The sequence below is a fragment of the Sphingomicrobium lutaoense genome (assembly GCF_014195685.1).
GTDB classification, from domain to species: domain Bacteria; phylum Pseudomonadota; class Alphaproteobacteria; order Sphingomonadales; family Sphingomonadaceae; genus Sphingomicrobium; species Sphingomicrobium lutaoense.
Genome location: NZ_JACICF010000001.1, coordinates 941,125 through 967,047, shown reverse-complemented (window position 1 = coordinate 967,047; position 25,923 = coordinate 941,125). Strand labels below are relative to the sequence as shown.

The 25,923-nt window shown below is 63.4% G+C and carries 24 protein-coding genes; 18 read left to right on the top strand and 6 right to left on the bottom strand.

What is annotated here, in order from left to right:
- Nucleotides 1-99: 99 nt before the first annotated feature.
- Genes nuoH through FHS50_RS10665 form a run of 11 tightly spaced genes read left to right on the top strand, consistent with a single transcriptional unit; the run spans nt 100 to nt 10,952 of the window.
- Complete coding sequence (gene nuoH / locus FHS50_RS04580) at nt 100-1,128, top strand: NADH-quinone oxidoreductase subunit NuoH (protein ID WP_183933895.1); 1,029 nt, start codon at nt 100-102, stop codon at nt 1,126-1,128.
- Complete coding sequence (nuoI, locus tag FHS50_RS04575) at nt 1,125-1,607, top strand: NADH-quinone oxidoreductase subunit NuoI (RefSeq protein WP_265569043.1); 483 nt, start codon at nt 1,125-1,127, stop codon at nt 1,605-1,607. Before nuoH ends, nuoI begins: the two co-directional genes overlap by 4 nt.
- Before the next feature lie 21 nt (nt 1,608-1,628).
- Nucleotides 1,629-2,231 (top strand): NADH-quinone oxidoreductase subunit J, encoded by a 603-nt coding sequence (locus FHS50_RS04570; RefSeq protein WP_183933183.1) that lies wholly within the window; start codon nt 1,629-1,631, stop codon nt 2,229-2,231.
- Nucleotides 2,228-2,533, top strand: coding sequence for an NADH-quinone oxidoreductase subunit NuoK (gene nuoK, locus FHS50_RS04565; protein WP_183933182.1), 306 nt, complete (start codon nt 2,228-2,230; stop codon nt 2,531-2,533). The genes FHS50_RS04570 and nuoK overlap by 4 nt, the downstream gene beginning before the upstream one ends.
- Nucleotides 2,533-4,605 (top strand): NADH-quinone oxidoreductase subunit L, encoded by a 2,073-nt coding sequence (nuoL, locus tag FHS50_RS04560; protein ID WP_183933181.1) that lies wholly within the window; start codon nt 2,533-2,535, stop codon nt 4,603-4,605. The genes nuoK and nuoL overlap by 1 nt, the downstream gene beginning before the upstream one ends.
- Nucleotides 4,602-6,122 carry an NADH-quinone oxidoreductase subunit M gene (locus FHS50_RS04555; RefSeq protein ID WP_183933893.1) on the top strand — a complete coding sequence of 507 codons (1,521 nt, stop codon included), beginning with the start codon at nt 4,602-4,604 and terminating at the stop codon, nt 6,120-6,122. The genes nuoL and FHS50_RS04555 overlap by 4 nt, the downstream gene beginning before the upstream one ends.
- Nucleotides 6,119-7,564, top strand: a complete 1,446-nt coding sequence (nuoN, locus tag FHS50_RS04550) for an NADH-quinone oxidoreductase subunit NuoN (RefSeq protein ID WP_183933180.1) — start codon at nt 6,119-6,121, stop codon at nt 7,562-7,564. Before FHS50_RS04555 ends, nuoN begins: the two co-directional genes overlap by 4 nt.
- Nucleotides 7,474-8,277 carry a biotin--[acetyl-CoA-carboxylase] ligase gene (locus tag FHS50_RS04545; RefSeq protein WP_322597115.1) on the top strand — a complete coding sequence of 268 codons (804 nt, stop codon included), beginning with the start codon at nt 7,474-7,476 and terminating at the stop codon, nt 8,275-8,277. Before nuoN ends, FHS50_RS04545 begins: the two co-directional genes overlap by 91 nt.
- Nucleotides 8,278-8,287: 10 nt before the next feature.
- Nucleotides 8,288-9,067 carry a type III pantothenate kinase gene (locus FHS50_RS04540; RefSeq protein ID WP_183933179.1) on the top strand — a complete coding sequence of 260 codons (780 nt, stop codon included), beginning with the start codon at nt 8,288-8,290 and terminating at the stop codon, nt 9,065-9,067.
- Nucleotides 9,064-10,701, top strand: coding sequence for a ribonuclease J (locus FHS50_RS04535; RefSeq protein WP_183933178.1), 1,638 nt, complete (start codon nt 9,064-9,066; stop codon nt 10,699-10,701). Before FHS50_RS04540 ends, FHS50_RS04535 begins: the two co-directional genes overlap by 4 nt.
- Complete coding sequence (locus FHS50_RS10665) at nt 10,692-10,952, top strand: DUF1467 family protein (protein WP_183933177.1); 261 nt, start codon at nt 10,692-10,694, stop codon at nt 10,950-10,952. Before FHS50_RS04535 ends, FHS50_RS10665 begins: the two co-directional genes overlap by 10 nt.
- On the opposite strand, the gene FHS50_RS04525 is transcribed toward FHS50_RS10665, so the two are convergent.
- Entirely contained in the window at nt 10,949-13,231 is a 2,283-nt protein-coding gene (locus tag FHS50_RS04525; protein WP_183933176.1) for a coiled-coil domain-containing protein, read from the bottom strand. The two genes, FHS50_RS10665 and FHS50_RS04525, sit on opposite strands and share 4 nt — an antisense overlap.
- A gap of 104 nt (nt 13,232-13,335) precedes the next feature.
- On the opposite strand from FHS50_RS04525, the gene FHS50_RS04520 reads away from it, so the two are divergent.
- Both FHS50_RS04520 and FHS50_RS04515 read left to right on the top strand, forming a co-directional pair.
- Nucleotides 13,336-14,505, top strand: a complete 1,170-nt coding sequence (locus FHS50_RS04520; protein ID WP_183933175.1) for a hypothetical protein — start codon at nt 13,336-13,338, stop codon at nt 14,503-14,505.
- A gap of 37 nt (nt 14,506-14,542) precedes the next feature.
- Complete coding sequence (locus FHS50_RS04515; RefSeq protein WP_183933174.1) at nt 14,543-15,541, top strand: sensor histidine kinase; 999 nt, start codon at nt 14,543-14,545, stop codon at nt 15,539-15,541.
- 6 nt (nt 15,542-15,547) lie between these two features.
- Here FHS50_RS04515 and FHS50_RS04510 read toward each other — a convergent pair whose 3' ends face one another.
- Both FHS50_RS04510 and gltX read right to left on the bottom strand, forming a co-directional pair.
- Nucleotides 15,548-16,834, bottom strand: coding sequence for a citrate synthase (locus tag FHS50_RS04510; RefSeq protein WP_183933173.1), 1,287 nt, complete (start codon nt 16,832-16,834; stop codon nt 15,548-15,550).
- On the bottom strand, nt 16,834-18,240 hold the full coding sequence (gene gltX, locus FHS50_RS04505; protein ID WP_183933172.1) for a glutamate--tRNA ligase: 1,407 nt from the start codon (nt 18,238-18,240) through the stop codon (nt 16,834-16,836). The genes FHS50_RS04510 and gltX overlap by 1 nt, the downstream gene beginning before the upstream one ends.
- Before the next feature lie 31 nt (nt 18,241-18,271).
- Between gltX and FHS50_RS04500 the strand changes: the two genes are divergently transcribed.
- Nucleotides 18,272-18,694, top strand: coding sequence for a hypothetical protein (locus tag FHS50_RS04500; RefSeq protein WP_183933171.1), 423 nt, complete (start codon nt 18,272-18,274; stop codon nt 18,692-18,694).
- 159 nt (nt 18,695-18,853) lie between these two features.
- Here FHS50_RS04500 and lexA read toward each other — a convergent pair whose 3' ends face one another.
- From lexA to FHS50_RS04485, 3 genes are read right to left on the bottom strand one after another with little or no spacing between them, the layout of a single operon-like run.
- Nucleotides 18,854-19,507, bottom strand: a complete 654-nt coding sequence (gene lexA / locus FHS50_RS04495) for a transcriptional repressor LexA (protein WP_183933170.1) — start codon at nt 19,505-19,507, stop codon at nt 18,854-18,856.
- Between the two features lie 58 nt (nt 19,508-19,565).
- The gene (locus FHS50_RS04490; RefSeq protein ID WP_183933169.1) at nt 19,566-20,141 is read right to left on the bottom strand and encodes an anthranilate synthase component II; all 576 of its coding nucleotides are present in this window, start codon (nt 20,139-20,141) and stop codon (nt 19,566-19,568) included.
- Nucleotides 20,138-22,084, bottom strand: coding sequence for a peptidylprolyl isomerase (locus FHS50_RS04485; protein ID WP_183933168.1), 1,947 nt, complete (start codon nt 22,082-22,084; stop codon nt 20,138-20,140). The genes FHS50_RS04490 and FHS50_RS04485 overlap by 4 nt, the downstream gene beginning before the upstream one ends.
- Nucleotides 22,085-22,227: 143 nt before the next feature.
- On the opposite strand from FHS50_RS04485, the gene tpiA reads away from it, so the two are divergent.
- The 4 genes from tpiA to pyrG all read left to right on the top strand — a co-directional run bounded on the left by tpiA (nt 22,228) and on the right by pyrG (nt 25,910).
- Nucleotides 22,228-22,983: a triose-phosphate isomerase gene (gene tpiA, locus FHS50_RS04480; protein WP_183933167.1), complete on the top strand. Its 756-nt coding sequence runs from the start codon at nt 22,228-22,230 to the stop codon at nt 22,981-22,983.
- A 52-nt stretch (nt 22,984-23,035) separates the two neighbouring features.
- The gene (locus FHS50_RS04475) at nt 23,036-23,674 is read left to right on the top strand and encodes a hypothetical protein (protein ID WP_183933166.1); all 639 of its coding nucleotides are present in this window, start codon (nt 23,036-23,038) and stop codon (nt 23,672-23,674) included.
- Nucleotides 23,675-23,834: 160 nt separating this feature from the next.
- A complete protein-coding gene (gene secG, locus FHS50_RS04470) occupies nt 23,835-24,191 on the top strand; it encodes a preprotein translocase subunit SecG (RefSeq protein WP_183933165.1) in 357 nt (118 codons plus the stop codon).
- A gap of 84 nt (nt 24,192-24,275) precedes the next feature.
- Nucleotides 24,276-25,910: a CTP synthase gene (pyrG, locus tag FHS50_RS04465; protein ID WP_183933164.1), complete on the top strand. Its 1,635-nt coding sequence runs from the start codon at nt 24,276-24,278 to the stop codon at nt 25,908-25,910.
- Nucleotides 25,911-25,923 lie beyond the last annotated feature (13 nt).

Genomic DNA, 25,923 nt, shown 5'->3' with positions numbered 1-25,923 from the left:
GCTGCCTTGGTCCTGCTGGGATGGCTGATCCCGGGCGTGGGCGAATTCTTCTCGACCGCTTTCTGGGGCGGCGCGGTGCAGGGCTTCGAAGCGGCCGGTATGCAGCAAGACTGGGCCTATGGCCTGGGTACGCTCATCCACATTCTCCTCATCGCGCTTCCGCTGATGCTCGCGGTGGCGATGGTTATCTATACCGAGCGCAAGATCTGGGCGGCGATCGCTCTCCGGCGCGGACCCAACGTGGTCGGGCCGTGGGGGCTGCTGCAGAGCTTTGCCGACGGTCTGAAGGTCTTCCTCAAGGAAACCATCATTCCCTCGAGCGCGAACAAGGCGCTGTTCCTGATCGCGCCGGTGATCACTTTCACTGTCGCGCTGATCGTCTGGGCGGTGATCCCTTTCGACGTGGGCGTCGTGCTTGCGGACATCAATGTCGGCCTGCTCTACATCCTCGCCGCTTCGTCACTGGGCGTTTATGGCGTGATCATCGCGGGTTGGGCATCCAACTCCAAATATCCCTTCTTTTCGGCGCTACGCGCTGCCGCGCAGATGGTCAGCTACGAAGTCTCGATCGGCTTCGTCATCATGGGCGTGATCCTGTGGGCGGGGTCGATGAACCTTACCGCCATCATCCTGGGGCAGCAGGGCCATGTGCTCGGCCTTCTCAATGGCTATGGCTTCAACCCGCTGCTTTTCCCGATGGCAGTGGTCTTCTTCATCTCCTCGATGGCAGAGACCTTCCGTACGCCGTTCGACCTCGTCGAAGCGGAATCCGAGCTCGTGGCCGGTCACCAGACCGAATATTCGTCGATGAGCTTCGCGCTCTTCTGGCTCGGCGAATATGCCAATGTCATCCTGATGTGCGCGCTCAACGCGATCCTGTTCTGGGGCGGCTTCCTGCCTCCGGTGGATTGGGAACCGCTCTACGCCATCCCGGGCATCTTCTGGCTGTTCCTCAAGATGGGCATCTTCTTCTTCATGTTCGGTTGGGTGAAGGCGACCGTGCCGCGCTACCGCTATGACCAGCTGATGCGCCTTGGCTGGAAGATCTTTCTCCCGCTCAGCCTGGCGTTCGTTGCCCTGGTGTCGGGCTGGCTCATGTTCACCCGTTTCGAAGGAGGCGCGCTGTGATCGCCCGCACCCTCAAGGCCTTTACGCTGTGGGAATTCGTGAAAGCCCATGCGCTGACGCTGAAATATTTCTTCAAGCCCAAGGCGACGATCAACTTTCCCTATGAGAAAGCGCCGCAGAGCCCGCGTTTTCGCGGTGAGCATGTGCTGCGCCGCTATCCCAACGGGGAAGAGCGTTGCATCGCCTGCAAGCTTTGCGAAGCGATCTGCCCCGCGCAGGCCATCACCATCGAGGCCGATCCGCGCGAGGACGGTTCGCGCCGGACCACGCGCTACGACATCGACATGGTGAAATGCATCTATTGCGGGCTTTGCCAGGAAGCATGCCCGGTGGATGCGGTGGTGCAGGGGCCCAATCTCGAATTCGCCACCGAGACGCGTGAGGAACTGCTCTACGACAAGGCCAAGCTGCTGGAAAATGGTGACCAGTGGGAACAGGCCATCGCCGCCAATCTTGCCGCCGATGCGGCCTATCGATAGGGGCGCCCGAACGGGGATATCATGATCGGAATCTTTGCCTTCTACTTGTTCGCGACGCTGACCATCCTTTCGGGGATTCTGGTCATCTTCGCGCGCAACCCGGTGCACAGCGTGCTGTGGCTGATCGTCGCCTTCTTCAACGCGGCGGGGCTCATGCTCCTGCTCGGTGCCGAGTTCATCGCGCTGCTACTCGTGATGGTCTATGTCGGCGCGGTCGCGGTGCTGTTCCTGTTCATCGTGATGATGCTCGACATCGATTTCGCCAAGCTTCGCTCGGGCTTCACGCGCAATTTGCCGATCGGGCTGCTCATCGCGCTCGTCCTGCTGGCCGAGATGCTGATCGCGATCACCGCGGCCAATTCGGGTCCGCTGATCGGTGACCAGCCTGCCTCGACCGCTCAGTCCAACCTCAGCGCGATGGGCGAGCTGATGTACACCCGCTATCTCGTTCCATTCGAGCTGTCGGGCATCATCCTGCTTGTCGCGATGATCGGCGCGATCGTCCTCACGCACCGCGATCGCGGCGACGTGCGCGGCCAGAAAATCCATCACCAGGTGCGGCGCGATCCCGAAGAGGCGATCCGCATGACCACGCCCGAAAGCGGCAAGGGGGTCGAATTATGATCACGCTGGGCCATTATCTCGGCGTTGCCGCCATCCTGTTCGTTCTCGGCGTGCTGGGGATCTTCCTCAATCGCCGCAACGTCATCCTCATGCTGATGGCGATCGAACTCATCCTCCTCGCGGTGAACATCAACCTCGTTGCGTTCAGCGCCTATCTGGGCGACCTCACGGGGCAGGTCTTCGCCATGTTCGTCCTGACCGTCGCCGCTGCGGAAGCGGCGATCGGGCTGGCCATTCTTGTCATTTTCTTCCGTCGCCGCGGCTCGATCGCGGTTGACGATGCCAACCGGATGCGTGGCTGATGCAGACTTCGATCATCCTCATTGTCTTCCTGCCGCTGCTGGCCGCGATCGTCGCGGGCCTGGGCGGGCGGATCATCGGCAAGTTCGCCTCCAAGCTGGTGACGACCGGTGCGCTGTTCCTCAGCTGCATCCTGTCCTGGCCGATCTTCATCGGCTTCCTCACCGGTGCCGAGACCGAGACGGTCGTGCCCGTGCTCGACTGGATCCGTTCGGGCGACATGGTGGTCGACTGGGCGCTGCGGGTCGACACGCTGACTGCGGTAATGCTGGTCGTGGTGACGACCGTGTCGAGCCTCGTCCACCTCTACAGCTGGGGCTATATGGAGGAAGATCCCTCCCAGCCGCGCTTCTTCTCCTATCTGTCGCTCTTCACCTTCGCGATGCTGATGCTGGTGACGGCCGACAGCCTCGTCCAGATGTTCTTCGGTTGGGAAGGGGTCGGCCTCGCGTCCTACCTGCTGATCGGTTTCTGGTATCACAAGCCCAGCGCCAATGCCGCCGCGATGAAGGCCTTCGTGGTCAACCGTGTCGGCGATTTCGGTTTCTCGCTCGGCATTTTCGGCGTGTTCCTGGTGTTCGGAACGGTGTCGATCCCGGCGATCCTCGAGGCCGCTCCGGGCGCGGTCGGAACCGAGATCGGATTTGCCGGCATGCGCGTAGATACGCTGACGCTCTTGTGCCTTCTCCTGTTCGTCGGCGCGATGGGCAAGTCGGCCCAGCTTGGCCTTCACACCTGGCTCCCCGATGCGATGGAAGGCCCCACGCCGGTCAGCGCGCTCATCCATGCCGCGACCATGGTGACCGCGGGCGTGTTCATGGTCTGCCGCCTGTCGCCGCTGTTCGATGCCGCTCCCGGCGCGCTCGAAGTGGTGACCTATGTCGGTGCGGCGACCGCGCTGTTCGCCGCCACGGTGGGTACGGTGCAGAACGACATCAAGCGGGTGATCGCCTATTCGACCTGTTCGCAGCTCGGCTACATGTTCTTTGCCGCAGGCGTGGGCGCCTATGGCGCGGCGATGTTCCACCTCTTCACCCACGCTTTCTTCAAGGCGCTGCTGTTCCTTGGCGCGGGTTCGGTGATCCATGCGATGCACCACGAACAGGACATGCGCTATTATGGCGCGCTGCGTAAGGAAATCCCGCTGACCTTCTGGGCGATGATCTTCGGCACGCTGGCGATCACCGGCGTGGGCATCATCGGCATTTTCGGCTTCGCAGGCTTCTATTCGAAGGATGCGATCATCGAGAGCGCCTATGCCGCCGCGGTAATGGGCGGAGGCAATGTGTCGGCGGGCTTCGCTTTCGCAATCGCGCTGATCGCCGCCTTGCTCACCAGCTTCTACAGCTGGCGGCTCATCTTCCTCACTTTCTATGGCAAGGCGCGTTGGGCCTCTTCGGAGCATGTCCAACACGCGCTTCACGGCCATCACGAGGATGAAAGCGAAGTCGTGGCCGACCATGACAGCGCCGATGACCATCCGGTCGCGGTGCGCGAGGGCACGGGCGGCTACCACCCGCACGAAAGCCCCTGGTCGATGCTCGTCCCGCTGGGCGCGCTGACCATCGGTGCGATCTTCGCGGGTTATGCCTTCTATTATCCCTTCTTCGGGACCGAGGAAGGCGCGGCCTTCTGGGCGGGCAGCCTCGTGCACAATGCCGAACTGGTCGAAGCCGCGCACCATGTGCCTCTGTGGGTGAAGCTTTCGCCCGCGCTGGTGATGCTGATCGGCCTCGGGATCGCCTACAACAATTATATCCGCAAACCGAAAAACCCGGCCAAGTTCGTCGCCATGTTCGGCGGTCTGCACACCTTCCTGATGCACAAATGGTATTTCGATGAGCTCTACAATCTCATCTTCGTCAAACCGGCGATGTGGATCGGGCGCATCTTCTGGAAGCGCGGTGACGAGCAGACTATCGACCGCTTCGGTCCGCATGGCGCGGCCACGGCCGTGGGCTGGGGCAATCGCCTGACCGCAAGGCTGCAATCCGGTTATCTTTACAGTTACGCCCTTGTCATGCTGCTCGGCCTCATCGCCGCGGCAAGCTGGGCCTATTGGTGGGCGCGCTGATGGAGTTTCCCATTCTCTCGACCATGATCCTTCTCCCGCTGGTCGCGGGGGTCGCCGTCCTTTTTCAATCCGCGGCATCGGCGCGCTGGACCGCGCTCGTCACCACCCTGGCCCTGCTGGGGATGGGGATCGCGCTGTGGGCTGGCTTCGATCCGGACGGCGCGCGTTGGCAATATGTCGAACATGTCTCGCTGGGCGCAGGGGGCATCATGCCTGCTTGGGCGCTGGGCATCGACGGCATCGCCTTGCTGCTGATTGTCCTGTCGACCTTCCTCATGCCGATCTGCATCGGGGCGAGCTGGCGTTCGATCGAGAAGCGCGTGCCCGAATATATGAGCGCTTTCCTGCTGATGGAGGCGCTGATGATCGGCGTCTTCGCGGCGCAGGATCTCCTGCTCTTCTACATCTTCTTCGAAGGCGGCCTCATCCCGATGTATCTGATCATCGGCATCTGGGGCGGGGCCGATCGCATCAAGGCGGCGTATAAATTCTTCCTCTACACGCTGGCCGGTTCGGTGCTGATGCTGATTGCCATGCTCTACATGGTGATCAGCGCCGAGACGACCTCGATCCCCGAATTGATGGAAGCCGATTTCCCGGCGGGCGTTCAATGGTGGCTGTGGCTGGCCTTCTTCGCTTCTTTCGCGGTGAAGATGCCGATGTGGCCGGTGCATACCTGGCTTCCCGACGCACACGTCCAGGCGCCCACGGCGGGTTCGGTCATCCTGGCCGGTGTCCTCCTCAAGATGGGCGGCTATGGCTTCGTACGTTTCTCGCTGCCGATGTTCCCCGACGCCTCGGCGGAATTCGTTCCGCTGGTCTTCGTGTTGAGCGGCATCGCGGTCGTCTACACCAGCCTCGTCGCGCTGGTGCAGAAGGACATGAAGAAGCTCATCGCCTATTCGTCGGTCGCGCACATGGCGTTCGTGACTTTCGGCCTGTTCGCCTTCAACCGGCAGGGGATCGAAGGCGCGTTGGTGGTGATGCTCTCGCACGGCCTCGTCTCGGGCGCGCTCTTCCTGTGCGTCGGCGTGATCTATGACCGGCTGCATACCCGCGAGATCGCGCGCTATGGCGGCCTTGCCGACAATATGCCGATCTATGCGACGCTGTTTCTTCTCTTCACCATGGCGTCGATCGGCCTGCCGGGCACCTCGGGCTTCGTCGGCGAATTCCTTTCATTGGTCGGCACCTACGAAATGTCGAGCTGGGCGGCCGTGGTCGCGACCACCGGGATCATTCTCGGCGCTGCCTATATGCTCTTCCTCTACTGGCGGGTCTGCTACGGCACCCAGCGCAATGCCGACGCGGCAGCGATGCCCGATCTCGACATGCGTGAAATTTGGTTGCTCGTTCCCATCGCCCTCGTGGTGCTGTGGATGGGCATTTATCCGGAAAGCTTCCTTGAAGTGATGCGAAATGACGTGGGCTATCTGCTCGAACGGATCGAACACTCGGCGCCGCAGGGCGATGCCCATCTCGGCGCCGCCGCAGCTGCGGAAGGAGCAGGCGAATGACCTATAATTTCGCTGCCATCGTTCCCGAACTGATGCTCATCATCGGTGAGCCGATCCTCATGCTCACGGCATCGACGATGGGCCGCCGCGCGACCAAGATCACGACCTGGGGGACGGTCGCGCTGCTGATCGCGGCGACGATTGCGGCGCTGGTGGGAACCGAGCCGTCGAGTGCGGGTCCGCTGTTCGGCGGTCTCCTGTCGGCCGATCCCTTCGCGGTCTATGGCAAGGCGCTTATCTATCTCTCGGCCGCAGTCGCGATCATCGCGGCGAACAGCTGGTTCGCGCGCGACGATGAGCATGGGCCCGAATATCCGATCCTCATCCTGCTCGCGACCGTGGGGATGAGCGTGATGGTCTCGGCGACCAACATGATTACCCTCTATGTCGGTCTCGAGCTCAACAGCCTTTCTGCCTATATCCTCGCTTCCTACCGGCGCACCGATGCGCGTTCGGCCGAGGCGGGGCTTAAATATTTCGTGCTCGGCGCTCTGGCGAGCGGGATCCTGCTCTACGGCATCTCGCTTCTCTACGGCTTTACTGGCTCGACCCAGTTCAGCGCGATCGCAGCTGCGCTCGGCCGTGACGAAGCGATGGGGATCGGCCTGCTGCTTGGCCTGGTGTTCACCCTGTCGGGCCTTGCCTTCAAGATCAGCGCAGTGCCGTTCCACATGTGGACGCCCGATGTCTATGAAGGCTCGCCGACGCCGGTCACGACCTTCTTCGCTTCGGCACCCAAGGTGGCGGCGGTGCTGCTTGCCACGCGGGTCTGCATCGAAGCGTTGGGTCCGGCCATCGATGCGTGGCGCCAGATCATCATCTTCGCGGCCTTGGCCTCGATCTTCCTCGGCGCGATCGCGGCCTGGGGGCAGACCAACATCAAGCGCCTTCTTGCCTATTCCTCGATCAACAATATCGGCTTCGTCCTGATCGGCTTGGCGGCCGGCGGGGCTGCCGGGGTAAGCGCGGTGCTGTTCTACATGGCGATCTATGTCGTGATGACGCTCGGCGCCTTCCTCGTCGTGCTCAACCTGCGCAACGCGGCGGGTGAGCCGGTGGAAGCGATCGATGCCTTGAAAGGCCTGTCGTCACGCCGTCCGGGCATGGCGGCCGCGCTGGCGGTCTTCATGTTCAGCCTTGCGGGCATCCCGCCGCTGTTCGGCTTCTGGCCCAAGCTGATGGTCTTCAACGCTGCGGTCGAGCAGGGGCTGTTTGCGCTTGCCGTGGCGGGCATTCTCGGCACGGTCGTGGGCGCCTTCTACTATCTGAAGATCGTCAAGGTGATGTATTTCGACGAAGCCGAAGAGGAACTGCACTATGCATGCGGTAACCTCGAAGCGGCCTTCATCGGATTGTTCGCGCTGATCGTCTCGCCGCTGGGCTATCTGCTCATCGGGCCGATCGGCAGCGCCGCCGACAATGCTGCCGGAGCCTTGTTCTGAGCAAGATCCGTCTCGTCGAGGTCACCGGTTCGACCAATGCCGACCTCCTTGCCGATGTCGCGGCGGCGGAAGGCGACTGGCTGATAGCGCGGCGGCAGGATGCCGGTCGCGGTCGGCAGGGTCGCGAATGGCAGTCGATCGACGGCAATTTCCTCGGATCGACGCTGGTGCGGCTCCATGCGGGCGATCCGAGCCCGGCGACGCTTTCGCTGGTGGCGGGACTTGCGCTCGCCGATGCGGTGGAAGCCGCTGCTCCGCAGGCCGACATCCAGCTCAAATGGCCGAACGACCTGCTTCTCGACGGGAAAAAGGTGGCCGGAATCCTCGCCGAGCGGAGCGATGATCGTATCGTCATCGGTTTCGGGGTCAATCTGGCAGGTGCACCCGAGATCGAGGGTCGGCCCGCGACCAGTCTCAAGGATCATCTGAGCATGACGCCGCAGGCTTTTGCGCCGATCCTTGCCGGAAGCTTTGCGCGCTTGCTGGCAGCATGGCGCGGGGCCGATCCGGCATCGTTGGTGATGGCCTGGATCCAGAAAGCGCACCCCATCGGAAGCGAACTGGCGGTGCATGACAGCGAAGGCGGGGTGCAGCGCGGCCGTTTTGCCGGGCTGGAAGCCGACGGCGCATTGCGACTGGAGGATGCCAAGGGCGAAGTGACCATCGTGCGTGCCGGTGACGTCACGCTCGATTCGCCCGCTTCCGCAGGGTAGGAGAGGGGTCATGCTGCTCGCCATTGATGCCGGAAATACCAATATCGTCTTTGCCCTTTGCGACGGGGACGAGATCAAGGCGCGCTGGCGCATCGCCACCGACCCCCGCCGGACCGCCGACGAATATGCGGTCTGGCTTCAGCAGTTGCTCGGCCTTGAAGGCCTCGACTTCAAGGCAATCGACGCGGTCATCATCGGCACCGTGGTGCCCCGCGCGCTTCACAATCTTTCGACGCTGGCGAGGCGCTATTTCGAAGTCCAACCGCTGGTCGCGGGGCATGGCAAGGCGGCCTGGCCGATGAGCCTCGATGTGCCCGAGCCCGACAGCCTGGGCGCGGACCGGGGCCTCAACCTCGTTGCGGCCCATGCCGCGCATGAAGGCGACCTCATCATCGTGGATTTCGGTACCGCGACGACCTTCGACGTCTGCGACTTCAGCGGTGCCTACAAGGGCGGCGTCATCGCGCCCGGGATCAACCTCAGTCTCGATGCATTGGTGGGCAATACCGCCAAGCTTCCGCGCATCGCCATCGAGGAGCCTGATAACGACAGCGTGATCGGAACCACCACCCAAAGCCAGATGCTCATTGGCGTCTATTGGGGCTATGTCGCGATGATCGAAGGGCTGCTCGAACGGACCCGCCGCGAAATCGGCCGTCCCGTCACGGTGATTGCAACCGGAGGGCTCGCCGCCTTGTTCATGGAGCGTGACGGATTGTTCGACCATGTCGATTTTGAATTGACCATCAAGGGATTGATCATGCTGCACCGGCAGGCGGAGAGCCAATGACCCCCGGCGACGAGCTTCTCTTCTGTGCGCTCGGCGGTTCGGGCGAGATTGGCATGAACGTCAATCTTTACGGCTGTCGTGGCAAGTGGCTGATGGTCGATCTGGGCCTCACTTTTGCCGATCCCTATTATCCGGGCGTAGATCTCATCCTGCCCGACCTCGAATTCATCGAAGACCGCCAGGAGGAACTGGTGGGGATCGTGCTGACTCACGGCCATGAGGACCATATCGGGGCGATTCCCTATCTGGCGGACGAATTGAAAGTGCCGCTCTACGCGACGCCCTTTACCGCGGGCTTGATCCGCGAAAAGCTCGAGCAGGAAGGGCTGACCGGGCAGGTCAAGGTCAAGACGATCGAGCGCGACGGTGGCATCGACCTTCATCCCTTCAACATCCGCTTCGTCGCGCTGTCGCACTCGATCCCCGAGGGCAATGGCGTCCTCATCGATACGCCGCACGGGAAGATCTTTCATACGGGCGACTGGAAGATCGACGAGACCCCGGTCCTCGGCACCCCGACGGGCGACGAGGCAATGCGCAGGATCGGCGACGAAGGCGTTCGCGCGCTTGTGTGCGACTCGACCAACGTCTTCGACAAGCATCCCTCGGGCAGCGAGGAAGGCGTGCATGACGGCCTTTTGCAGGCGGTCCAGGGGGCCACGGGCCGTGTTCTCGTGACCACCTTCGCTTCCAACGCCGCTCGCCTCGAAACGCTCGGGCGAATTGCCCGCGAAACGGGTCGGCAGCTGGTCGTCGCGGGCCGTAGCCTCGATCGCATCATCCGAACCGCGCAGTCGACCGGCTATCTGCTCGATTTTCCCGAGACGGTGCGTTTTGACGAGGCCATGCAGTTGCCGCGCTCGCAGGTCATGATTATCGCGACCGGCGGGCAGGGCGAACCGCGCGCCGCGCTCAATCGCATCGCGCATGGCCAGCATGAACTGAAGCTGGTCGAAGGCGATACGGTGATCTTCTCCTCCAAGCAGATCCCCGGCAACGAGATCGCGATCGGGCGGATCATGAATGCCCTGTCGGACCTTGGCGTCCACATGATCACCGAGAAGCAGTTCCATGTGCATGTCTCGGGTCATCCGGGCCGTCCCGAGCTCAAGCAGATGTATGAGTGGATCCGCCCCGACGTGCTTATCCCCGTGCATGGCGAGAACCGCCACATGCGCGAACATGCCCGACTGGGCCGCAAATGCGGTATTCCGCACGCCATCTTCCAGCAGAATGGCGATGTCGTGCGCCTGGCTCCCGGCGATCCCGCGATCGTCGACCGGGTGCGCACCGGGCGGCTCGTCCTCGACGGCGACATCATCCTGCCTGCCGATGGCGCGACGATGAACCAGCGGCGCAAGATCGGCTATAATGGCGCCATCGCCGTGGCAGTGCCGGTCGATGGGGACAACCGCCTTGCCGGCGAAGTTTGCGTCAGTGCACTGGGCGTTCCGGTGGAAGCCGATCGCGACGATTTTCTGGCCGATTGTGCCGATGCCGCGGGCAAGGCCTGGGACGGCGGGATCGATCCCGAGAAGGCGCGCGAGAAAGTGCGGCTCGCGGTGCGACGCTGCGCCACGCTGTGGACCGGCAAGAAGCCGGTGGTCGAGGTGATGATCGCGCCGTGCAGATAGGGTCGATCATTGCGATCTATTTCCTGTTCTGGGTGGCCACGGCCTTCCTGATGCTCCCGTTCGGGGTGCGCACCGATGAGGAGGTCGGCGCGCCAAAGGTGCCCGGCCAGGCCGACAGCGCGCCTCACAAGTTCGACCTCAAGCGGCATCTGCTCAAGGCAGGCGGGATCGCGATCCTGCTGACCCTGCTTTACGTCGCCAATTATGAATTTGGCTGGATCACCGCCGACCAGCTCGACTTCTACAACTAGCCGCGCCGCGAAACGACCTGCGAAAGGGCAGCGTAAAGCTTGCCCATGTCCGACCCCATCAGCGTCACCGCCATGACGTCGCCGTCGCGCTCGGCGAGAACGCGGCGGAGCATCGCCTCGAAATCCTGCACATAGCGGTTCACCGCGTCCTGGAATTCGGCATCGTCGGAATAATGCTGGCCCAGTGCCCGCGCTTCCGAAGAGGAGAGAAGTTTGACGGCCTTGCGTGTGAAGACGCCGCGTTCGCCCTTGAGATAGGCGGCCCAGCTCTTCTCGTCGACATCGTCGGACAGGATCTTCTCGACGTCGATCGCTGCCGAATGCATCGATTCCATGAGGTAAGCGGTGCGGCGGGCGAACTCCTCGCTCTGCGCGCCACGCTCGTCGGCCTCGATCTCGTTCATATAAGCCTCGAGCGCACCCGCGGTCTGACCGAGCGAGAGCATCTGTGCCGCGAGCTTGTCGGTGGCGCCGCGCGCGGCCTCGACCGCACGGGCAGCCAGCGCATCGACGCCGCGCAGCTGCTCCTCGACACCTTCGCGGACGGCGCGTTCGAGCGCCTCGCGCGCGGCTTCGCTGAGCTCGCCCGCACTTTGCGGAATGGCGGCGGAAATGGCTTCGCGAGCCCGTTCGGCGGCATGGCTGGCAGCCTCGCGCACACGTAGCAGCGCTTCGACGAGGGCAGGACCGGTTTCGCTGGTCAGCTTTTCACTTTCGCCGCCGACCTCGGCAATCATCGCCTTCAGTTCGTCGAGACGACGCTGCGCCATGCCGACACCGCCGTCGACACCCGCCATGAGCTCGCCGAGCCGCTGGTGGCTGGTTTCGATGGTCTCGGCACTTTCGGACAAGCGCTGGCTGGCCTGTTCCGCTTCCTGGCGCATCGCTTCGATGCTGGGCGTGAGTTCGTTCGCGACCGCAACGAGCGATCCGGCCTTGTCGTCGGCTTCGCCGAGAGCGGTCGAGAGCTGTTCGCGAACCTGCGCCGCCAGCCTTGCGACCTGTTCATGAAGGCCAGTCGTCCGCTCGCTCATTGCGAGCAGGCCATTGTCCTGTTCCTGCGCGGCTTCCTCGATCCGGGCGAGTTCTTCGCGAACATTCGCCAGCGCCTCGCGCATCGCGCCGGCCCGCTGGTCGCCACTTTCGGCAAGGCCGGCAAAGCGCTGGTCCAGATCGTCGATCCCATGCCTGAAATCACCCAGCATCGATTGCGTGGCGGCGTCCTGAGCGGCGACGCGTTCGGAGAAGCGCGCGAGCTTCTCTTCGGCCCGGCCGATCTGTTCGCCGAGCAATGCTGCGGCTTCGCTCCCCGAATTGGCCAGACCGGCCTGCGCCTGGGCGACGAGCGCGGAGACGGCGGCGGCCTGCGCATCGATCCCGCCGCGCACTTCGCCGAGCGCCTCCGCAGCTGCGGCGAGCAGGTCATCTACCTTGCTCCGTGCCTCGTCGACCATCGTGCCGGCCTTACCGCTGGTTTCGTCAATAGCGCCGAGCCGTTCGGCCAGCGAATCGCTCGCGGCGGACACTTCCTGCTCGGCTTTTGCCGAGGCTTCGGCGATGCGCTCGATGGCATCGGCCAACTGGCTGGTCTGGTCCGAAGCCGTGCTGCCGGCCTGCTGGAGCTTTTCGCTCAAGGATGCAGCATGTTGATCGGCTTCGGGAAGCTGGCTGAGCAGCGTTTCCATGTCGGCGCGCGCCGCGGCGGCGCTGCGGTCGAACCGCGCGCCATGTTCGGCCATTCGGGCGGTATCCTGCGCGATCGACTGGCTGGCGCCCGCGATCCGCTCGGCGGCTTCACTTGCCATGCCGTCCAGCTCGCTGGTCATTCCGGCCAGCGCGGTGCGGCTGTCGTCGATGCGACGCACCAGCGAGGACAGCTGGTCCTCGAGCGCGCGCGCCTCGGCCTTCATGCTGATCACCGAGCGGGTGAATTTTTCGGCTTCGCGGCGCCTCGTGCGCCCGAACATCAGCCAGGCCAGAGCCAGCATCGCCAGCGGCGCGGCGACGACCGCGACCCATTGCGCGATGGCAGGGGTGGTCAGCGGCGCACCGATCAGCGCCCGTCCCGCCGACCAGCTGGCATAGCCAGTCCAGCCAATCGCGAGGAGCGCGAGCGCCCAGCTCAGCACTGCCCGTCCGCCCGCGTCGGCAGGAGCCTCGGTCTCCGCCGCCTCTTCCCATTGATAATGGTCGAAACCTTCCACGCCTTGCTGGCTGTCCGGGTCGTCGGCCGGAGAGGGGAGGTCAGGCGAGAGCGGTTGCGGGCGGGATGCAGTCATAATGGCGAGTTTACCTATTTTCGGGCTGCTGGAAAGCATCTTTGGCTGGAAATGGGAAAGCGCCTCCGCCATGAATTGGAAATGGACAAAGGGAGGGTCGGGGCATGGCGCTGGCAGCGCTGATCGGTGCCTATGAGGAAGAGGACAAGGGTGGTCTGCGCGCATTGTTGCCGATCGCGGGACGTCCCCTTGTCGAGATGCAGTTGCGCTGCGCCGCGGCGCAGGGCGCATCGCCGCTCGTCCTCCTCGTCGATACGCCTCCGCGCACTCTCGTTACGTTGGCCGACCGCCTGCGGGGGGAGGGGCTGAACATCGTCCTGGCCGAAGGTGCCGAGGATGCCGCCGCCCGCTTCGAGCCCGAGACCCTGGTTATCGTGATGGCGGACGGCGTGGTGCCCGACATGAACGATCTCGATGCCATGATCCGCGCCGAGGAGACTGCCGTTGTAACGGTGCCCGACGATGAACGGCACGAACCCTATGAACGGATCGATCTCGAGCGGCGCTGGGCGGGCCTTTCCATCGTCGAAGGTCGGGAAATCGGTGCGACTGCCGCGATGCTCGGCGACTGGGACCTGCCATCGACACTGCTGCGCCGGATGGTGCAGGCCGGATGCCTGTTCATTCCGTCGGCGACGGAAGAGGGCAAAGGTCCCCTCTGGGTTGCCTCTGCGGCCGATGGGGAGGGCTATTCGCGTCGTCTGCTCGCCGAATCGCGCGGTGCGCGGACCGATTGGGTCACGCGCTACCTGCTTCCTCCGGTCGAGGACGCGCTAACCCGCTGGCTGGCGTCGAGCCATGTCCGGCCCGCCACGATCATGTTCGGCGGGCATTTCCTGACGATTGCCGCGATCGTCGCTTTCTTCTTCGGGCACGGCCTGGCGGCAATCGTCCTGCTTCTGCTGGGCTTGCCCTTCGATCTTGTGGCCCGGAGAGTCGCGGCCCTGCGGCTCAAGCCGATCGCACCCGACGATTGGCGCGACCGGCTCCAATGGCCCTTGTCTGCGGTGCTGCTGGCGGCCCTTGCCGCATGGCGCTTGCCGCTCGATGGCTGGGGAATCGCGGCCACCGCGCTCGCGCAGGCGGTGATCGCCGAAGCGTTGCGACCCCTTCGACGAGGCGCGCGCTTCTCCCTTTGGCTGTTCGACCGACGCCCTGCGATTCTCCTTCTGCTGCCTTTCGCCATCGCGGGAGCCTGGGCGGCGGGTCTGATCGTCCTGATGGGCTATGCCGGAGCGTCACTGATTATCGCACAACGCTTTCGCAGCGATTGACCCTGCGTTAACCATCCATGGGTTAAGCTTGCGACCTATGAATGGAGAATGGCCCATCACCGCCGGTTCGACCAGCGATATAGCCGATGTGCAGAAGGCGTCGATGCTTCGCGCGATCGTCGATGGCGCGGACCATCTGATCGCGGCTGATCCGCCGCTTGCCGACCTGCAAAAAGCGAAGGGCGGCCGTGTTGGCGGAAAGCTCGCGCTTCCCGAGGTCGCCGACGTGGTCAAGCTGGCGCGCCGGCTCGATATGCCGGTCACGCGCGAAGCCAAAGTCGATGGCCAGAGCTTGTGGATCACCGCCGAAAAGGATGACGATCTCGTCCGGCTCGCCGTCGAGCCCTGGGCGGGCCCGAAAAGTGCTGCGGCTTCCGCGAACGGCGAAGAGCCCGACGGTATCGACGATGCCTTGCGCTCCCCGGTCGATCGCATCATCGCCGCGGCCGACGGGATCGCGGGCGAGGCCGATGGCCCGCTACAATCCGATTATGCCACTTATGGAGCCGATATCGCCGCTGCGGGGCGGCATCTCCTGTCGGTTATACGCTCGATGGGCGCACGGATCGGAATGGCTCCCGAAGAGGAAACGGCCGATCTTCGCAAATTGGGCCTCGAGGCGTGCAGCCTGCTGCAGTCCAAGGCGGACGCCAAGAAGGTCGATCTGTCGTTCGCGCCCGGACAGAATGAGGTGCGGGTGAAAGGCAGCAAGAGCGCCATTCTCCAGATCCTCGTCAACATTCTCAGCAATGCTGTGCGACACACACCCGAAAATTCGCGGATTTGTATCGAATTCCCGAAAGAGGCCGGTAAGGGCGCCATCTCGGTGACCGACGACGGGCCGGGCATCGCGCCCTGGGATCAGGAACGGATTTTCGAGGCTTACGAACGTGCCCATGACGATGATGACGGAGGCAAGGGCCTCGGTCTGGCGATCGCGCTTCGCCTTGCCCGCGACAATGGCGGGGACATCACGCTGGAAAGTCCGCCGGGGCAGGGCGCCTGCTTCACGCTGACGCTGCCTGCCGCCGGATAGGCTTTCCTACCGTTCGTCCATCGGGACATAATCCCGCTGCGTCGCGCCGACATAGAGCTGGCGCGGACGGCCGATCTTCTGCTCGGGGTCCGAGATCATCTCGTTCCACTGTGCGACCCAGCCGGTGGTGCGGGCCAGCGCGAACAGCGCCGTGAACATCTCGGTGGGGAAGCCGATCGCGTTGAGGATAATGCCCGAATAGAAATCGACGTTCGGATAGAGCTTCTTCTCGACGAAATAATCGTCGTTGAGCGCGATATGTTCGAGTTCGCGAGCGACATCGAGGACCGGATCGGTGAGGTTGAGTTCCTTGAGGACTTCCTCGGCGGTCTGCTGCATCACCTTCGCACGCGGATCGTAATTCTTGTACACGCGATGCCCGAAGCCCATCAGGCGGAACGGGTCGTTCTTGTCCTTGGCGCGCTCGACATAGGTCTTGATGTTTTTCACATCGCCGATTTCGCGCAGCATGTTGAGCGCGGCTTCGTTGGCGCCGCCATGTGCCGGACCCCAGAGACAGGCGATGCCCGCCGCGATGCAGGCGAAGGGGTTGGCACCCGACGAACCTGCAAGACGCACGGTCGACGTCGAGGCATTCTGTTCATGGTCGGCATGGAGGATGAAGATCCGGTCCATCGCCCGTTCGATGACGGGGTTCACTTCATAGGGTTCCGCCGGAACACCGAAGGTCATCCGCAGAAAGTTGCCGGTGTAGCTGAGATCGTTCTGCGGATAGAGGAAGGGCTGGCCCAGCGAATATTTGTGCGCCATCGCGGCGATGGTCGGCATCTTCGCGATCAGGCGGTGCGATGCGATCAGCCGCTGGGTCGGGTCGGTGATGTCGGTGGAGTCATGATAGAAGGCCGACAAGGCACCCACCACGCCGCACATCACGCTCATCGGATGGGCGTCGCGGCGGAATCCGCGGAAGAAATGAACCAGCTGTTCATGGACCATCGTGTGGTAGGTGATGGTCTTGCTGAACTTGTCGAGTTCATTCTTCTTGGGAAGATCGCCGTGGAGCAGCAGATAAGCGACTTCCATGAAGGTCGAATGTTCGGCCAGTTGGTCGATCGGATAGCCGCGATGCAGAAGCACGCCTTCGCCGCCGTCGATATAGGTGATCGCGCTCTGGCAGCTGGCGGTCGAGGTGAAACCGGGGTCGTAGGTGAACTTGCCCGACTGGCCGTAAAGCTTGCGGATGTCGACGACCTCGGGCCCTACCGAACCGGGCAGGACGGGCAGGTCATATTCATTCCCGTCGGTCGAAAGGGTCGCAGTCTTTTCGGTCATCAATTCGGCTCCACCATTTGATCGGCAATGCGGGCGAGGGCTTCGTCGCGTCCAAGCAGGACGAGCACGTCGAAGATGCCCGGCGATGTATTGCTGCCCGTCAGGGCCGCGCGCAGCGGCTGGGCGAGTTTCCCTAGCTTAACCTCGGCTTCTTCCGCAACCTTCCTTGTCGCATCTTCGACGGCCTCGATTGTCCAATCCGGAACAGCCGAAAAGGATGCATGGGCACAGGCGAGAAGCTGCCGCGCGTCTGCATCGAGAAGGCCTTGCGCTTTCTCGGTCATTGCGAGGGGGCGGGTCTTGAAGAGGAATTGCGCGCCTACGGCCAGCTCATTGAGGTCGCGGGCCCGGGCCTTCAATTCGGGCATGGCGCGGACCAGGAGATCGCGGACGGCGCCTTCGGGCATCTTGTCGAGGACGAGGTCGGCAAGCCGCTCGTCGTCGGCCTCGCGGATGTAATGGCCGTTGAGGTTCAGAAGCTTCTTCATGTCGAAGCGCGACGGGCTTTTCCCGATGCCGTCCAGGCCGAACCATTCGATTGCCTGTTCACGGCTGATGATCTCGTCATCGCCATGGCCCCAGCCAAGCCGCAGGAGATAGTTGAACACCGCTTCGGGAAGGAGGCCCATTTCGTCGCGGTAGCTGTCGACGCCCAGGGCGCCGTGCCGCTTGGAAAGCTTCGCTCCATCCGACCCGTGGATCAGCGGCACATGAGCGTAGACAGGCTCGTCCCAGCCCATCGCGCGGATGAGCGGCAGCTGACGGAAGGCGTTGTTGAGATGATCATCGCCGCGCACGATGTGGGTCACGCCCATGTCATGGTCGTCGACCACCACCGCAAGCATATAAGTGGGTGTGCCGTCCGAACGAAGCAGGATGAAATCGTCCACTTCCTCATTCTGGACCGCGATCCGGCCCTGCACCTTGTCCTCGATGACGGTTTCGCCCTCGTTGGGGGTCTTGAGGCGCACGACGAAGGGCTGGCCCTCCTGCTCGGGCCCCGGCGTGCAGTCGCGCCATTCGGAATTGATACGGAAGGGGCGCTTTTCGGCCTGTGCCTTTTCGCGCCGGGCCTGCAGTTCCTCGCTGGTAAGATAACAGCGATAGGCATGGCCCTTCGCCAACAGTTCTTCGGCGACCTCGACGTGACGCTCGCTGCGCTGCGACTGGAAAACGGGCGGCTCGTCGCCGAGCAGGCCCAGCCATTCGAGCCCGTCATGGATCGCCTCGATCGCCTCGGGAGTGGACCGCTTCTTGTCGGTATCCTCGATGCGCACGAGATATTTGCCCCCCGACGCCCGGGCGAGAAGATAGTTGAACAGGGCGGTGCGTGCGCCGCCGATGTGCAGGAATCCGGTCGGGGAAGGCGCGAACCGGGTGACGACCTGTTTGGTGCTTGCGCTCACGCGCCTGATCCTCTCGTAAGGCTGGTTGGATATGGTCAGCGCCTCCAAGACGGACGCTGCCGCGCCGTTACTGGATGAAAGGCCGAATTTCAACAACCAGTGGCGGCGGCTCGGTCGGCCAGTGAATGCCGCGCTCGAGGCCGAGCGAGCCCAGCTGCCCCTGTGGGCGGTTGTGTCCTTTGGCGCGGGTATCGCTGCCTGGTTTGCCTTGCCGGAACCACAGGTCTGGATGATCTTCCTGCTGGTCGCGGGAGCGATCCTGGCAAGCGGGTTCGTACTTGGCGACCGGCTGGGCCGGGCGTTGAACTGGATGGGCCTGCTGGCCGCCCTGGGATTGTCGCTGATCTGGGTGAGGGCCGAGTGGGTCGTGCCGAGGTCGAGCAGGTCGAGCCGCTGGTGGCGATTTGATCCACGCATGTGCGGCAGCCGATATCGTTGTCGCGGAGCGGCGTAAGCCACGGGCCGGCACGCCGCGCTGGCTCAAGCTCGACCGACTGGCACTGGAGGAGGGCGGCGGCCTCGCCATCTATTTCGAGCGCACGCCGCGCATCAAGAGCGTTCGCGACCGTGTCGGCGCCCATCCCTGGAGAGCGGGCGCCGACAGGCGCAAGGATCAGTAACGGCGGATGATACCCGCCAGGCGACCCTGGATGCGGACCCGCGCTTCTTCATATCGCTGCGGCTCGTAGGACGGGTTGGCGGGATCGAGCCGCACCGTGGCGCCTTCGCGATGGTAGGTCTTGAGCGTGGCTTCCTCATTATCGACCAGCGCGACGACGATTTCGCCGTCGCGGGCGCTGTCCACCCGGCGGATCAAGGCAAAATCGCCATCGAGAATGCCTTCCTCGACCATCGAATCGCCCGACACTTCGAGTGCATAATGTTCGCCGGGGCCTAGAAGGGCAGCGGGAACCGCAAAGCCTTCATTGCCCTGCAACGCCTCGATCGGCGTGCCAGCCGCGATCCGGCCATGCATGGGGATTTCCACGACGTCATTGGCCGCGGCGGGAACCACCGGAGCCGTCTTGGCCGCAGCCTTGCCTTCGTCGACGCCTTCCGGAAGCTTCACCACTTCGAGCGCACGGGCCCGGTTGGGCAGGCGGCGGATGAACTTGCGTTCCTCGAGCGCGCTGATCAGGCGATGCACACCCGACTTGGACTTGAGGTCCAAGGCCTCTCGCATCTCGTCGAAACTGGGCGAAATGCCGGTTTCCTTCAGGCGTTGATGGATGAATTGGAGCAATTCATGTTGTTTGGGCGTAAGCATCGGGCCTCCCCGTTCTTAGGAACGAATGGAGAACGATTAGGCAACATCCCGTTCCGCGTCAAGCGCTTTCCGTAGCGCAGAGCCGAGTGAAACCGCGAAGCAGCGCGAGACCATGTTCGCTGGCGATGCTTTCCGGGTGAAACTGGATCCCGTGGGCAGGCGCATCGCGATGCCGCATCGCCATTACCAGGCCATCATCGCTCCAGGCATTGGCGACGAGAGGGGCAACCGGGTCGGGCACCGCCAGAGAATGATAGCGCGTCGCGGCAAAGGGCGAGGGCAATCCTTGGAACATGCCGCTGCCGTCATGGCGCACCGCGCTGATCTTGCCGTGGCGGGGAGACACGCGGGCGACCATGGACCCGCAGGCAAGTCCCAGAGCTTGGTGACCGAGGCAAATGCCGCAATAGGGGATCGACCGCTCGACCGCCGCCGCGGCAAGCGCGACGCTGATCCCGGCATCGGCGGGATGGCCGGGACCCGGCGAGACGAGGATGCCCGAAGCCCCCCTTGCCAGCGCCTGTTCGACGGTGAGCGCATCATTGCGGAAGACTTCGACCCCGGCGCCCAGCTGCTTCAGATAATCGACCAGCGTGAAGGTAAAGCTGTCGTGATTATCGAGGACCAGGATCAATTGTTGCCAAGCAGCCGCGCCTTGGCCGCCGCGATTGCCTCATCGTTACGGGTGACGCCCACGTCACGGATGATCGAATTGGTGAACTGCTGGGCAAGCTCGTTGGTCATCGCGGGCCGGAACTCATTGGCGAGTTGCGTCACCAACCCCGGCTGATTGCCGGTGTCGCCCGGTACCACCTTGTCCAGCTTGACCACGAAGACCCCCGACTGGTTGGGCGCGGCGGCCATGCGGCTGTCACCCAGGCGCAGGCGGAACAGCATGTCGATGGGTGCAGGAACATTGCCCTGGAACTGGCTGAGGGCCAGGCGCTGCAGGCTGACATTTTCAGGTGCGGGCAGGCTGACCTTGGCTTCGGCGGCTACCGCGCGCACGGCTGCGGCAAAGGCTTCGCCCTTCTTCAGCCGTTCCTGGATCTTCTGCGCTGCGGCGCGGGCGCGCTCGTTGGCCTTGGCCTTCACATAATCGGAACGCACCTGGTCGCGGATATCGGCAAGTGGCGCGGGGGCCGCTTCGATGATGTCGGTCACGCCCACCATGACATAGCCCTTGCCTTCGCCGAGCGGCTCGAGAACCGGCGTATCGTCGGTCTGGAGGGCAAATGCCGAGGGAAGGGCAGGAATCAGGTCCTCGGGAACGCTGTAGCTGCTACCGTCCCGCGCCTTGCCGGCTGCAGTGATCGGCGGAGTTTCGATGATGTCCAGGCCCGCGGCCTGAGCGGCTTCGGTGAAGCTCGCGCCGCTGACGAGGCCGTTCTCGACTTCGCTGGCGAGATCGAAAAGGGCTTCCTGCCGCTTGCGCTCGGTCAGCTGGCGGGTGACTTCGGCGCGGAGGTCGGCTTCGCTGCGGCCATCCTCATTCTCGATGTCTTCGACGCGAACCACGTGCCAGCCGAATTGCGAGCGCACCGGCCCGACGATCGAGCCTTCGCCCACGGAGCGTGCGAACACCGCATTGGCCACTTCACGACCGGCGAGCTGGGTGAACTCCTCGCGGCTTTGCGGGCCGACCGACACGTCGGCGGCGCTGAAGCCCTTGGGCACGACGGCATCGACAAAGCTGCCGCGCCGCGCTGCCTGCGCGACTTCACGGGCTGCGGCCTCGGTCGGAAGGACCGCCTGGCTGATGACGCGGATTTCCTGCGATCCGGTCGCTCCGCCATTCGCCATCGCTTCCTCGATTTCCGCCTGGCTGGGCTTCACGTCGGCGAAGCGGTCGGGCGTGAGGCGAGCGAAGCGGACGACGCGCCGTTCGGGAATGGTGTAGCGGGCCGCATTGTCGCGATAATATTGGGTGATGGCCTTGTCGGTCACTTCGACGCCGGACGCGAAATTGTCCGCAGCAAGCGTCGCAATCCGGCCGCTGCGCTGTTCGAGAAGGCTCGCCGCATAAGGGGTGGCAAAGCTGCTGGGGATGCGCATTTCGCTGGTCGCGGGCATGATCAGCAGCCGCTGGTAAAGCTCGGCTTCGACGAGGCTGCGGAATTGCGCGTCGGTCATCTGCCGCGACTGGAGATAGGCCTGGTAGCTTTCGGTGGTGAAACGGCCATCGAGACCTTCGACGCCCGGGATCTGCGCGATCTCGGCATCGACCAGCGCCTTGGAAAGGCCGAAGCCATGATTGTCGGCAAAGGCGGCCAGCGCCTTGAAGCCGATCAGCTGGCTGAGGATGGCATCGAACTGGCCTTCGAGATCGGCCATGGTCGCATCGGGCTGGCTCTGCCGCACGATGGCCAACTGCTGCTGCATGATGTCGGAAAAGTCGCGCTCGGTGACCGCCCGCCCGTCGGCTTCGGCAAGCGTGTCGCTGCCCAGACCGAACCCGTTCTGCCGGATATTCGAGAGGTCGGCGAGGGCGAAGGAAGCCAGCACCAGGAGAAGGAAAATGACCAGCCCGATGGTCCCGACTGTCGATTTCGACAGGTTGCGAACAGACGACAGCATGCGTGATATCTCTTGTCAGCGAATAGAGTGAGCCGTTGCTTTAAGGTCGCATTCCGCCAAGTTCAATGGGGTGCCCTTGGCGTCGGCCAGCTAAATTGCTACCCGCCCCGCTTCCGACACACATCTGAAGGGGGAAGTGGGCCATGGCACGGCGGATGCTGGTAGCCGGAAACTGGAAAATGCATGGGCTGGGCGCCGATCTTGGCGAAGTGACCATGATTTCGATGGCCGCGGAAAAGAACCGCCGCGTCGACACCGCCTTGTGCATGCCCGCCACGCTCCTCCACCGTGCCGCGGCCGCGGCTCCGGGCTTCGATATCGGGGGACAGGATGTGCATCCCGAAAAAGGCGGCGCGCATACCGGCGAGATCTCGGTCGATATGATCAAGGACGCCGGCGGGGCGCTCACCATTGTCGGGCATAGCGAACGGCGCGAAGCCTGCGGGCAGAGTGACGGGGACATCGCCGCCCGTGCCGCTGCGGCACTGTCAGGAGGCCTCCACGTCATCCTGTGCGTGGGCGAAAGCCTTGACGTGCGCGAGGCCGGCAATGCCGTCGAACGCGTGACAAGCCAGCTCAAGGCCTCGCTTCCCGCCGATCCCGATCCCAATCGGCTCGCCATCGCTTACGAACCCATCTGGGCGATCGGTACCGGCAAGGTCGCCGGTCCCGAGGAGATTGGCGAAATGCATTCGGCGCTTCGCGGCGCGCTTTCCGAAAGCCTGGGCGCCGAATGTGCCGACAAGGTCCGCATCCTTTATGGCGGATCGGTGAATGGCGACAATGCGGAAACCATTTTTGCCGTCGATAATGTCGATGGCGCTTTGGTGGGCGGAGCCAGCCTTTCGGCGGCCAAATTCGTCCCCATCATCGAGGCGGCTTCGGCCCGTTCAGTTTGACTTAAGCCGGCTTCGCTATAAAAAGCCCCGAAATTCAATGGGAAAGGACACCATGAAATCGATTTTTACTGCCGTCGCCGCTGTTGCCATTGCCGCAGCTGCTCCTTCCACCCCGGCTTTCGCGCAGGATGCTGCCGTTGCCATCGCACCGGGCATGACCGTCGTGCATGACAAGACCGGCGATGAAGTCGGCACCGTTGCCAAGCTTGCGGACGGAATGGTTTTCATCTCGACCGACCAGCACAAGGACATCCCGATGCCGGCCAATGCCGTGCTTCTGCACGAAGGCAAGGTGCTGTTCGGCATGACCAAGGCCGACCTCAATGCCGCCGTCGCCGCCGACAAGGCGAAGGCCGCCGCTTCGGTCGCGCTCGGCAAGGAAGTCAAGGACGTGAACGGTGCCGTCGTCGGCAAGTTCGAAGCCATGAATGACGAAACCATCACCATCCGCCTGACCTCGGGCAAGGTCGTCCGCGTCCCCGTCGATGCGGTCCAGGGCGCAAGCACGGGTGCGATCGCGCTTTACAACGCCGCTGATCTCGAAGCCCTTGGCGTCGAACTGACCCCCGAACAGGTCGCCGAAGCCGAAGCGGCTCGCGCGGCCGAAGGCGAAGATGCCGATGAAACCGAGGAAAAGGCCGCTGACGCCAGCGAAGGCGAAGCTGCTGCCGGTGAAGGTGGCACGCTCTAAGCGCTGCCACGACTGATCCAGTCTTCGAAAGAGGCCGGGACGTTCGCAACGAATGTCCCGGCCTTTTCTTTTGGAGGGGCCTTCACTCTCCTTTGTTGAAAAAGTGAGGGCAGGTCGCTAAGTCGCCGCCAATTCCTGTCACGAGAAAGTCTTCCGACCCATGTTCACCTTCCTTCTCATTCTCCAGGCGCTGGTCGCTGTCGCTTTGGTCAGTGTCATCCTGATGCAGCGTTCGGAAGGTGGCGGACTGGGCGTGGGCGGTAACAGCTCGGGTTTCATGTCGGCGCGCGGCGCGGCCGATTTCCTGACTCGCGCGACCGCAGTTCTCGCGACGATCTTCGTGCTGCTCGCCATCGCACTCGCGGCGGTTGCCGGGACCACCGATCGCGGCGGCGAAATCGATACCTCGCTGGTCAATGATCTCGCGCCCAGCGCGCCGATCGCGCCGATCGATTCGGCTCCGGCCACCGCGCCTGCCGACGCCGCCGGCGACGACGCGGCCCCGATCACCGAATAAGTCGCCAAGCCGACCAACTTTTTTTCGCAAAAGCGATTCTTGCGCTTGCCAGACAGGCTCGCCTGTCCCTAAGCCCCAATTCCCATGGCGCGGTTCATTTTCATCACCGGCGGCGTGGTTTCATCGCTTGGCAAAGGTCTCCTTGCAGCGTCCCTCGGGGCGCTTCTCCAGGCGCGTGGCTACAAGGTCCGCATCCGTAAGTTCGACCCCTATCTGAACGTCGATCCCGGGACGATGTCCCCTTATCAGCATGGCGAAGTCTATGTGACCGACGACGGGGCGGAGACCGATCTCGACCTTGGTCATTACGAGCGCTTTACCGGCGTGTCGGCGCGGCAAAGCGACAATGTGACCTCGGGCCGCATTTATTCGGACATCATCGCCAAGGAGCGGCGCGGCGACTATCTCGGCGCGACGGTGCAGGTGGTCCCGCACGTCACCAACGCCATCAAGGAATTCGCGCAAAACGACATTGACGGTCTCGACTTCGTGATCTGCGAAATCGGCGGCACCATCGGCGATATCGAAAGCCTGCCGTTCGTCGAGGCGCTGCGCCAGCTCAAGAATGACCTCGGACCCGGCCAGACCTGCTTCGTGCACACCACGCTCGTTCCCTACATTGCCGCAGCGGGCGAGCTGAAGACCAAGCCCACGCAGCACAGCGTCCGCGAGCTCACCAGCTACGGCATCCAGCCGCAGGTCCTTTTGTGCCGCACCGAGCATCCGATTCCCGACAATGAACGGCGCAAGATCGCGCTATTCTGCAACGTGCCCGAAGGCGCGGTCATCCAGGCGCTCGATGCCCGCTCGATCTATGACGTGCCGCTGCAATATCATCACGAAGGTCTCGACCGCGAAGTGCTGAAGGCCTTCGGGATCGAAGCCGAGGATTCGCCCGATCTCACTCGCTGGATCGACATCATGGACCGGGTCGACAATCCCGAGGGCGAAGTGACCATCGGGGTCGTCGGCAAATATGTCGCTCTTCCCGACGCCTACAAAAGCCTTCGCGAAGCGCTCGTCCATGGCGGTCTCGCCAACCGGGTGAAGGTCAACATCAAGTGGCTCGACGCCGAGATGTTTGAAGGCGATCCTGAAGATCTGGTCCCACAGCTCGAGCCGCTTCACGCCATTCTCGTTCCCGGCGGCTTTGGCGAGCGCGGATCGGAAGGCAAGATCGCGGCGATCCGCTTCGCCCGTACGCGCAACATTCCCTTCTTCGGCATCTGCCTCGGCATGCAGATGGCCTGCATCGAGGCCGCGCGCCACCAGGCGGGCATTGCCGATGCGACCACCACCGAATTCGGTGAACAGGGCGAACCGATTATCGGCCTCATCACCGAATGGATGAGCGAGGAAGGCCTCCAGAAGCGCAGCGAGGACACCGATCTTGGCGGCACGATGCGGCTCGGCGCCTATGACGCCAAGCTGTCGCCCAATTCGAAGGTCGCGAGCGTCTATGGAACGACCGAGATTTCCGAACGGCACCGCCACCGCTACGAAGTCAATTCGCATTATATCCCGAAGCTCGAAGAGGGCGGGCTTATCTTCTCGGGCATGAGCCCCGATGGCGAGCTTCCGGAAATCGTCGAGCGGCCCGAGCATCCCTGGTTCATCGGCGTCCAATTCCACCCCGAACTGAAGAGCCGCCCGTTCGACCCGCATCCCCTTTTCAAGGGCTTCGTCGCCGCTGCGCTCGAACAGAGCCGCCTTGTCTGATCTCTAGACGCTT

Bases quoted from the DNA above. Each gene is read 5' to 3' on its own strand.
- nuoH (WP_183933895.1), top strand. From the start codon at position 100: ATGCAGCAAGACTGGGCCTATGGCCTGGGTACGCTCATCCACATTCTC.
- FHS50_RS04570 (WP_183933183.1), top strand. From the start codon at position 1,629: ATGATCGGAATCTTTGCCTTCTACTTGTTCGCGACGCTGACCATCCTT.
- nuoK (WP_183933182.1), top strand. From the start codon at position 2,228: ATGATCACGCTGGGCCATTATCTCGGCGTTGCCGCCATCCTGTTCGTT.
- nuoL (WP_183933181.1), top strand. From the start codon at position 2,533: ATGCAGACTTCGATCATCCTCATTGTCTTCCTGCCGCTGCTGGCCGCG.
- nuoN (WP_183933180.1), top strand. From the start codon at position 6,119: ATGACCTATAATTTCGCTGCCATCGTTCCCGAACTGATGCTCATCATC.
- FHS50_RS04540 (WP_183933179.1), top strand. From the start codon at position 8,288: ATGCTGCTCGCCATTGATGCCGGAAATACCAATATCGTCTTTGCCCTT.
- FHS50_RS04535 (WP_183933178.1), top strand. From the start codon at position 9,064: ATGACCCCCGGCGACGAGCTTCTCTTCTGTGCGCTCGGCGGTTCGGGC.
- FHS50_RS04525 (WP_183933176.1), bottom strand. From the start codon at position 13,231: ATGACTGCATCCCGCCCGCAACCGCTCTCGCCTGACCTCCCCTCTCCG.
- FHS50_RS04520 (WP_183933175.1), top strand. From the start codon at position 13,336: ATGGCGCTGGCAGCGCTGATCGGTGCCTATGAGGAAGAGGACAAGGGT.
- FHS50_RS04515 (WP_183933174.1), top strand. From the start codon at position 14,543: ATGAATGGAGAATGGCCCATCACCGCCGGTTCGACCAGCGATATAGCC.
- FHS50_RS04510 (WP_183933173.1), bottom strand. From the start codon at position 16,834: ATGACCGAAAAGACTGCGACCCTTTCGACCGACGGGAATGAATATGAC.
- FHS50_RS04500 (WP_183933171.1), top strand. From the start codon at position 18,272: ATGGTCAGCGCCTCCAAGACGGACGCTGCCGCGCCGTTACTGGATGAA.
- lexA (WP_183933170.1), bottom strand. From the start codon at position 19,507: ATGCTTACGCCCAAACAACATGAATTGCTCCAATTCATCCATCAACGC.
- FHS50_RS04485 (WP_183933168.1), bottom strand. From the start codon at position 22,084: ATGCTGTCGTCTGTTCGCAACCTGTCGAAATCGACAGTCGGGACCATC.
- tpiA (WP_183933167.1), top strand. From the start codon at position 22,228: ATGGCACGGCGGATGCTGGTAGCCGGAAACTGGAAAATGCATGGGCTG.
- FHS50_RS04475 (WP_183933166.1), top strand. From the start codon at position 23,036: ATGAAATCGATTTTTACTGCCGTCGCCGCTGTTGCCATTGCCGCAGCT.
- secG (WP_183933165.1), top strand. From the start codon at position 23,835: ATGTTCACCTTCCTTCTCATTCTCCAGGCGCTGGTCGCTGTCGCTTTG.
- pyrG (WP_183933164.1), top strand. From the start codon at position 24,276: ATGGCGCGGTTCATTTTCATCACCGGCGGCGTGGTTTCATCGCTTGGC.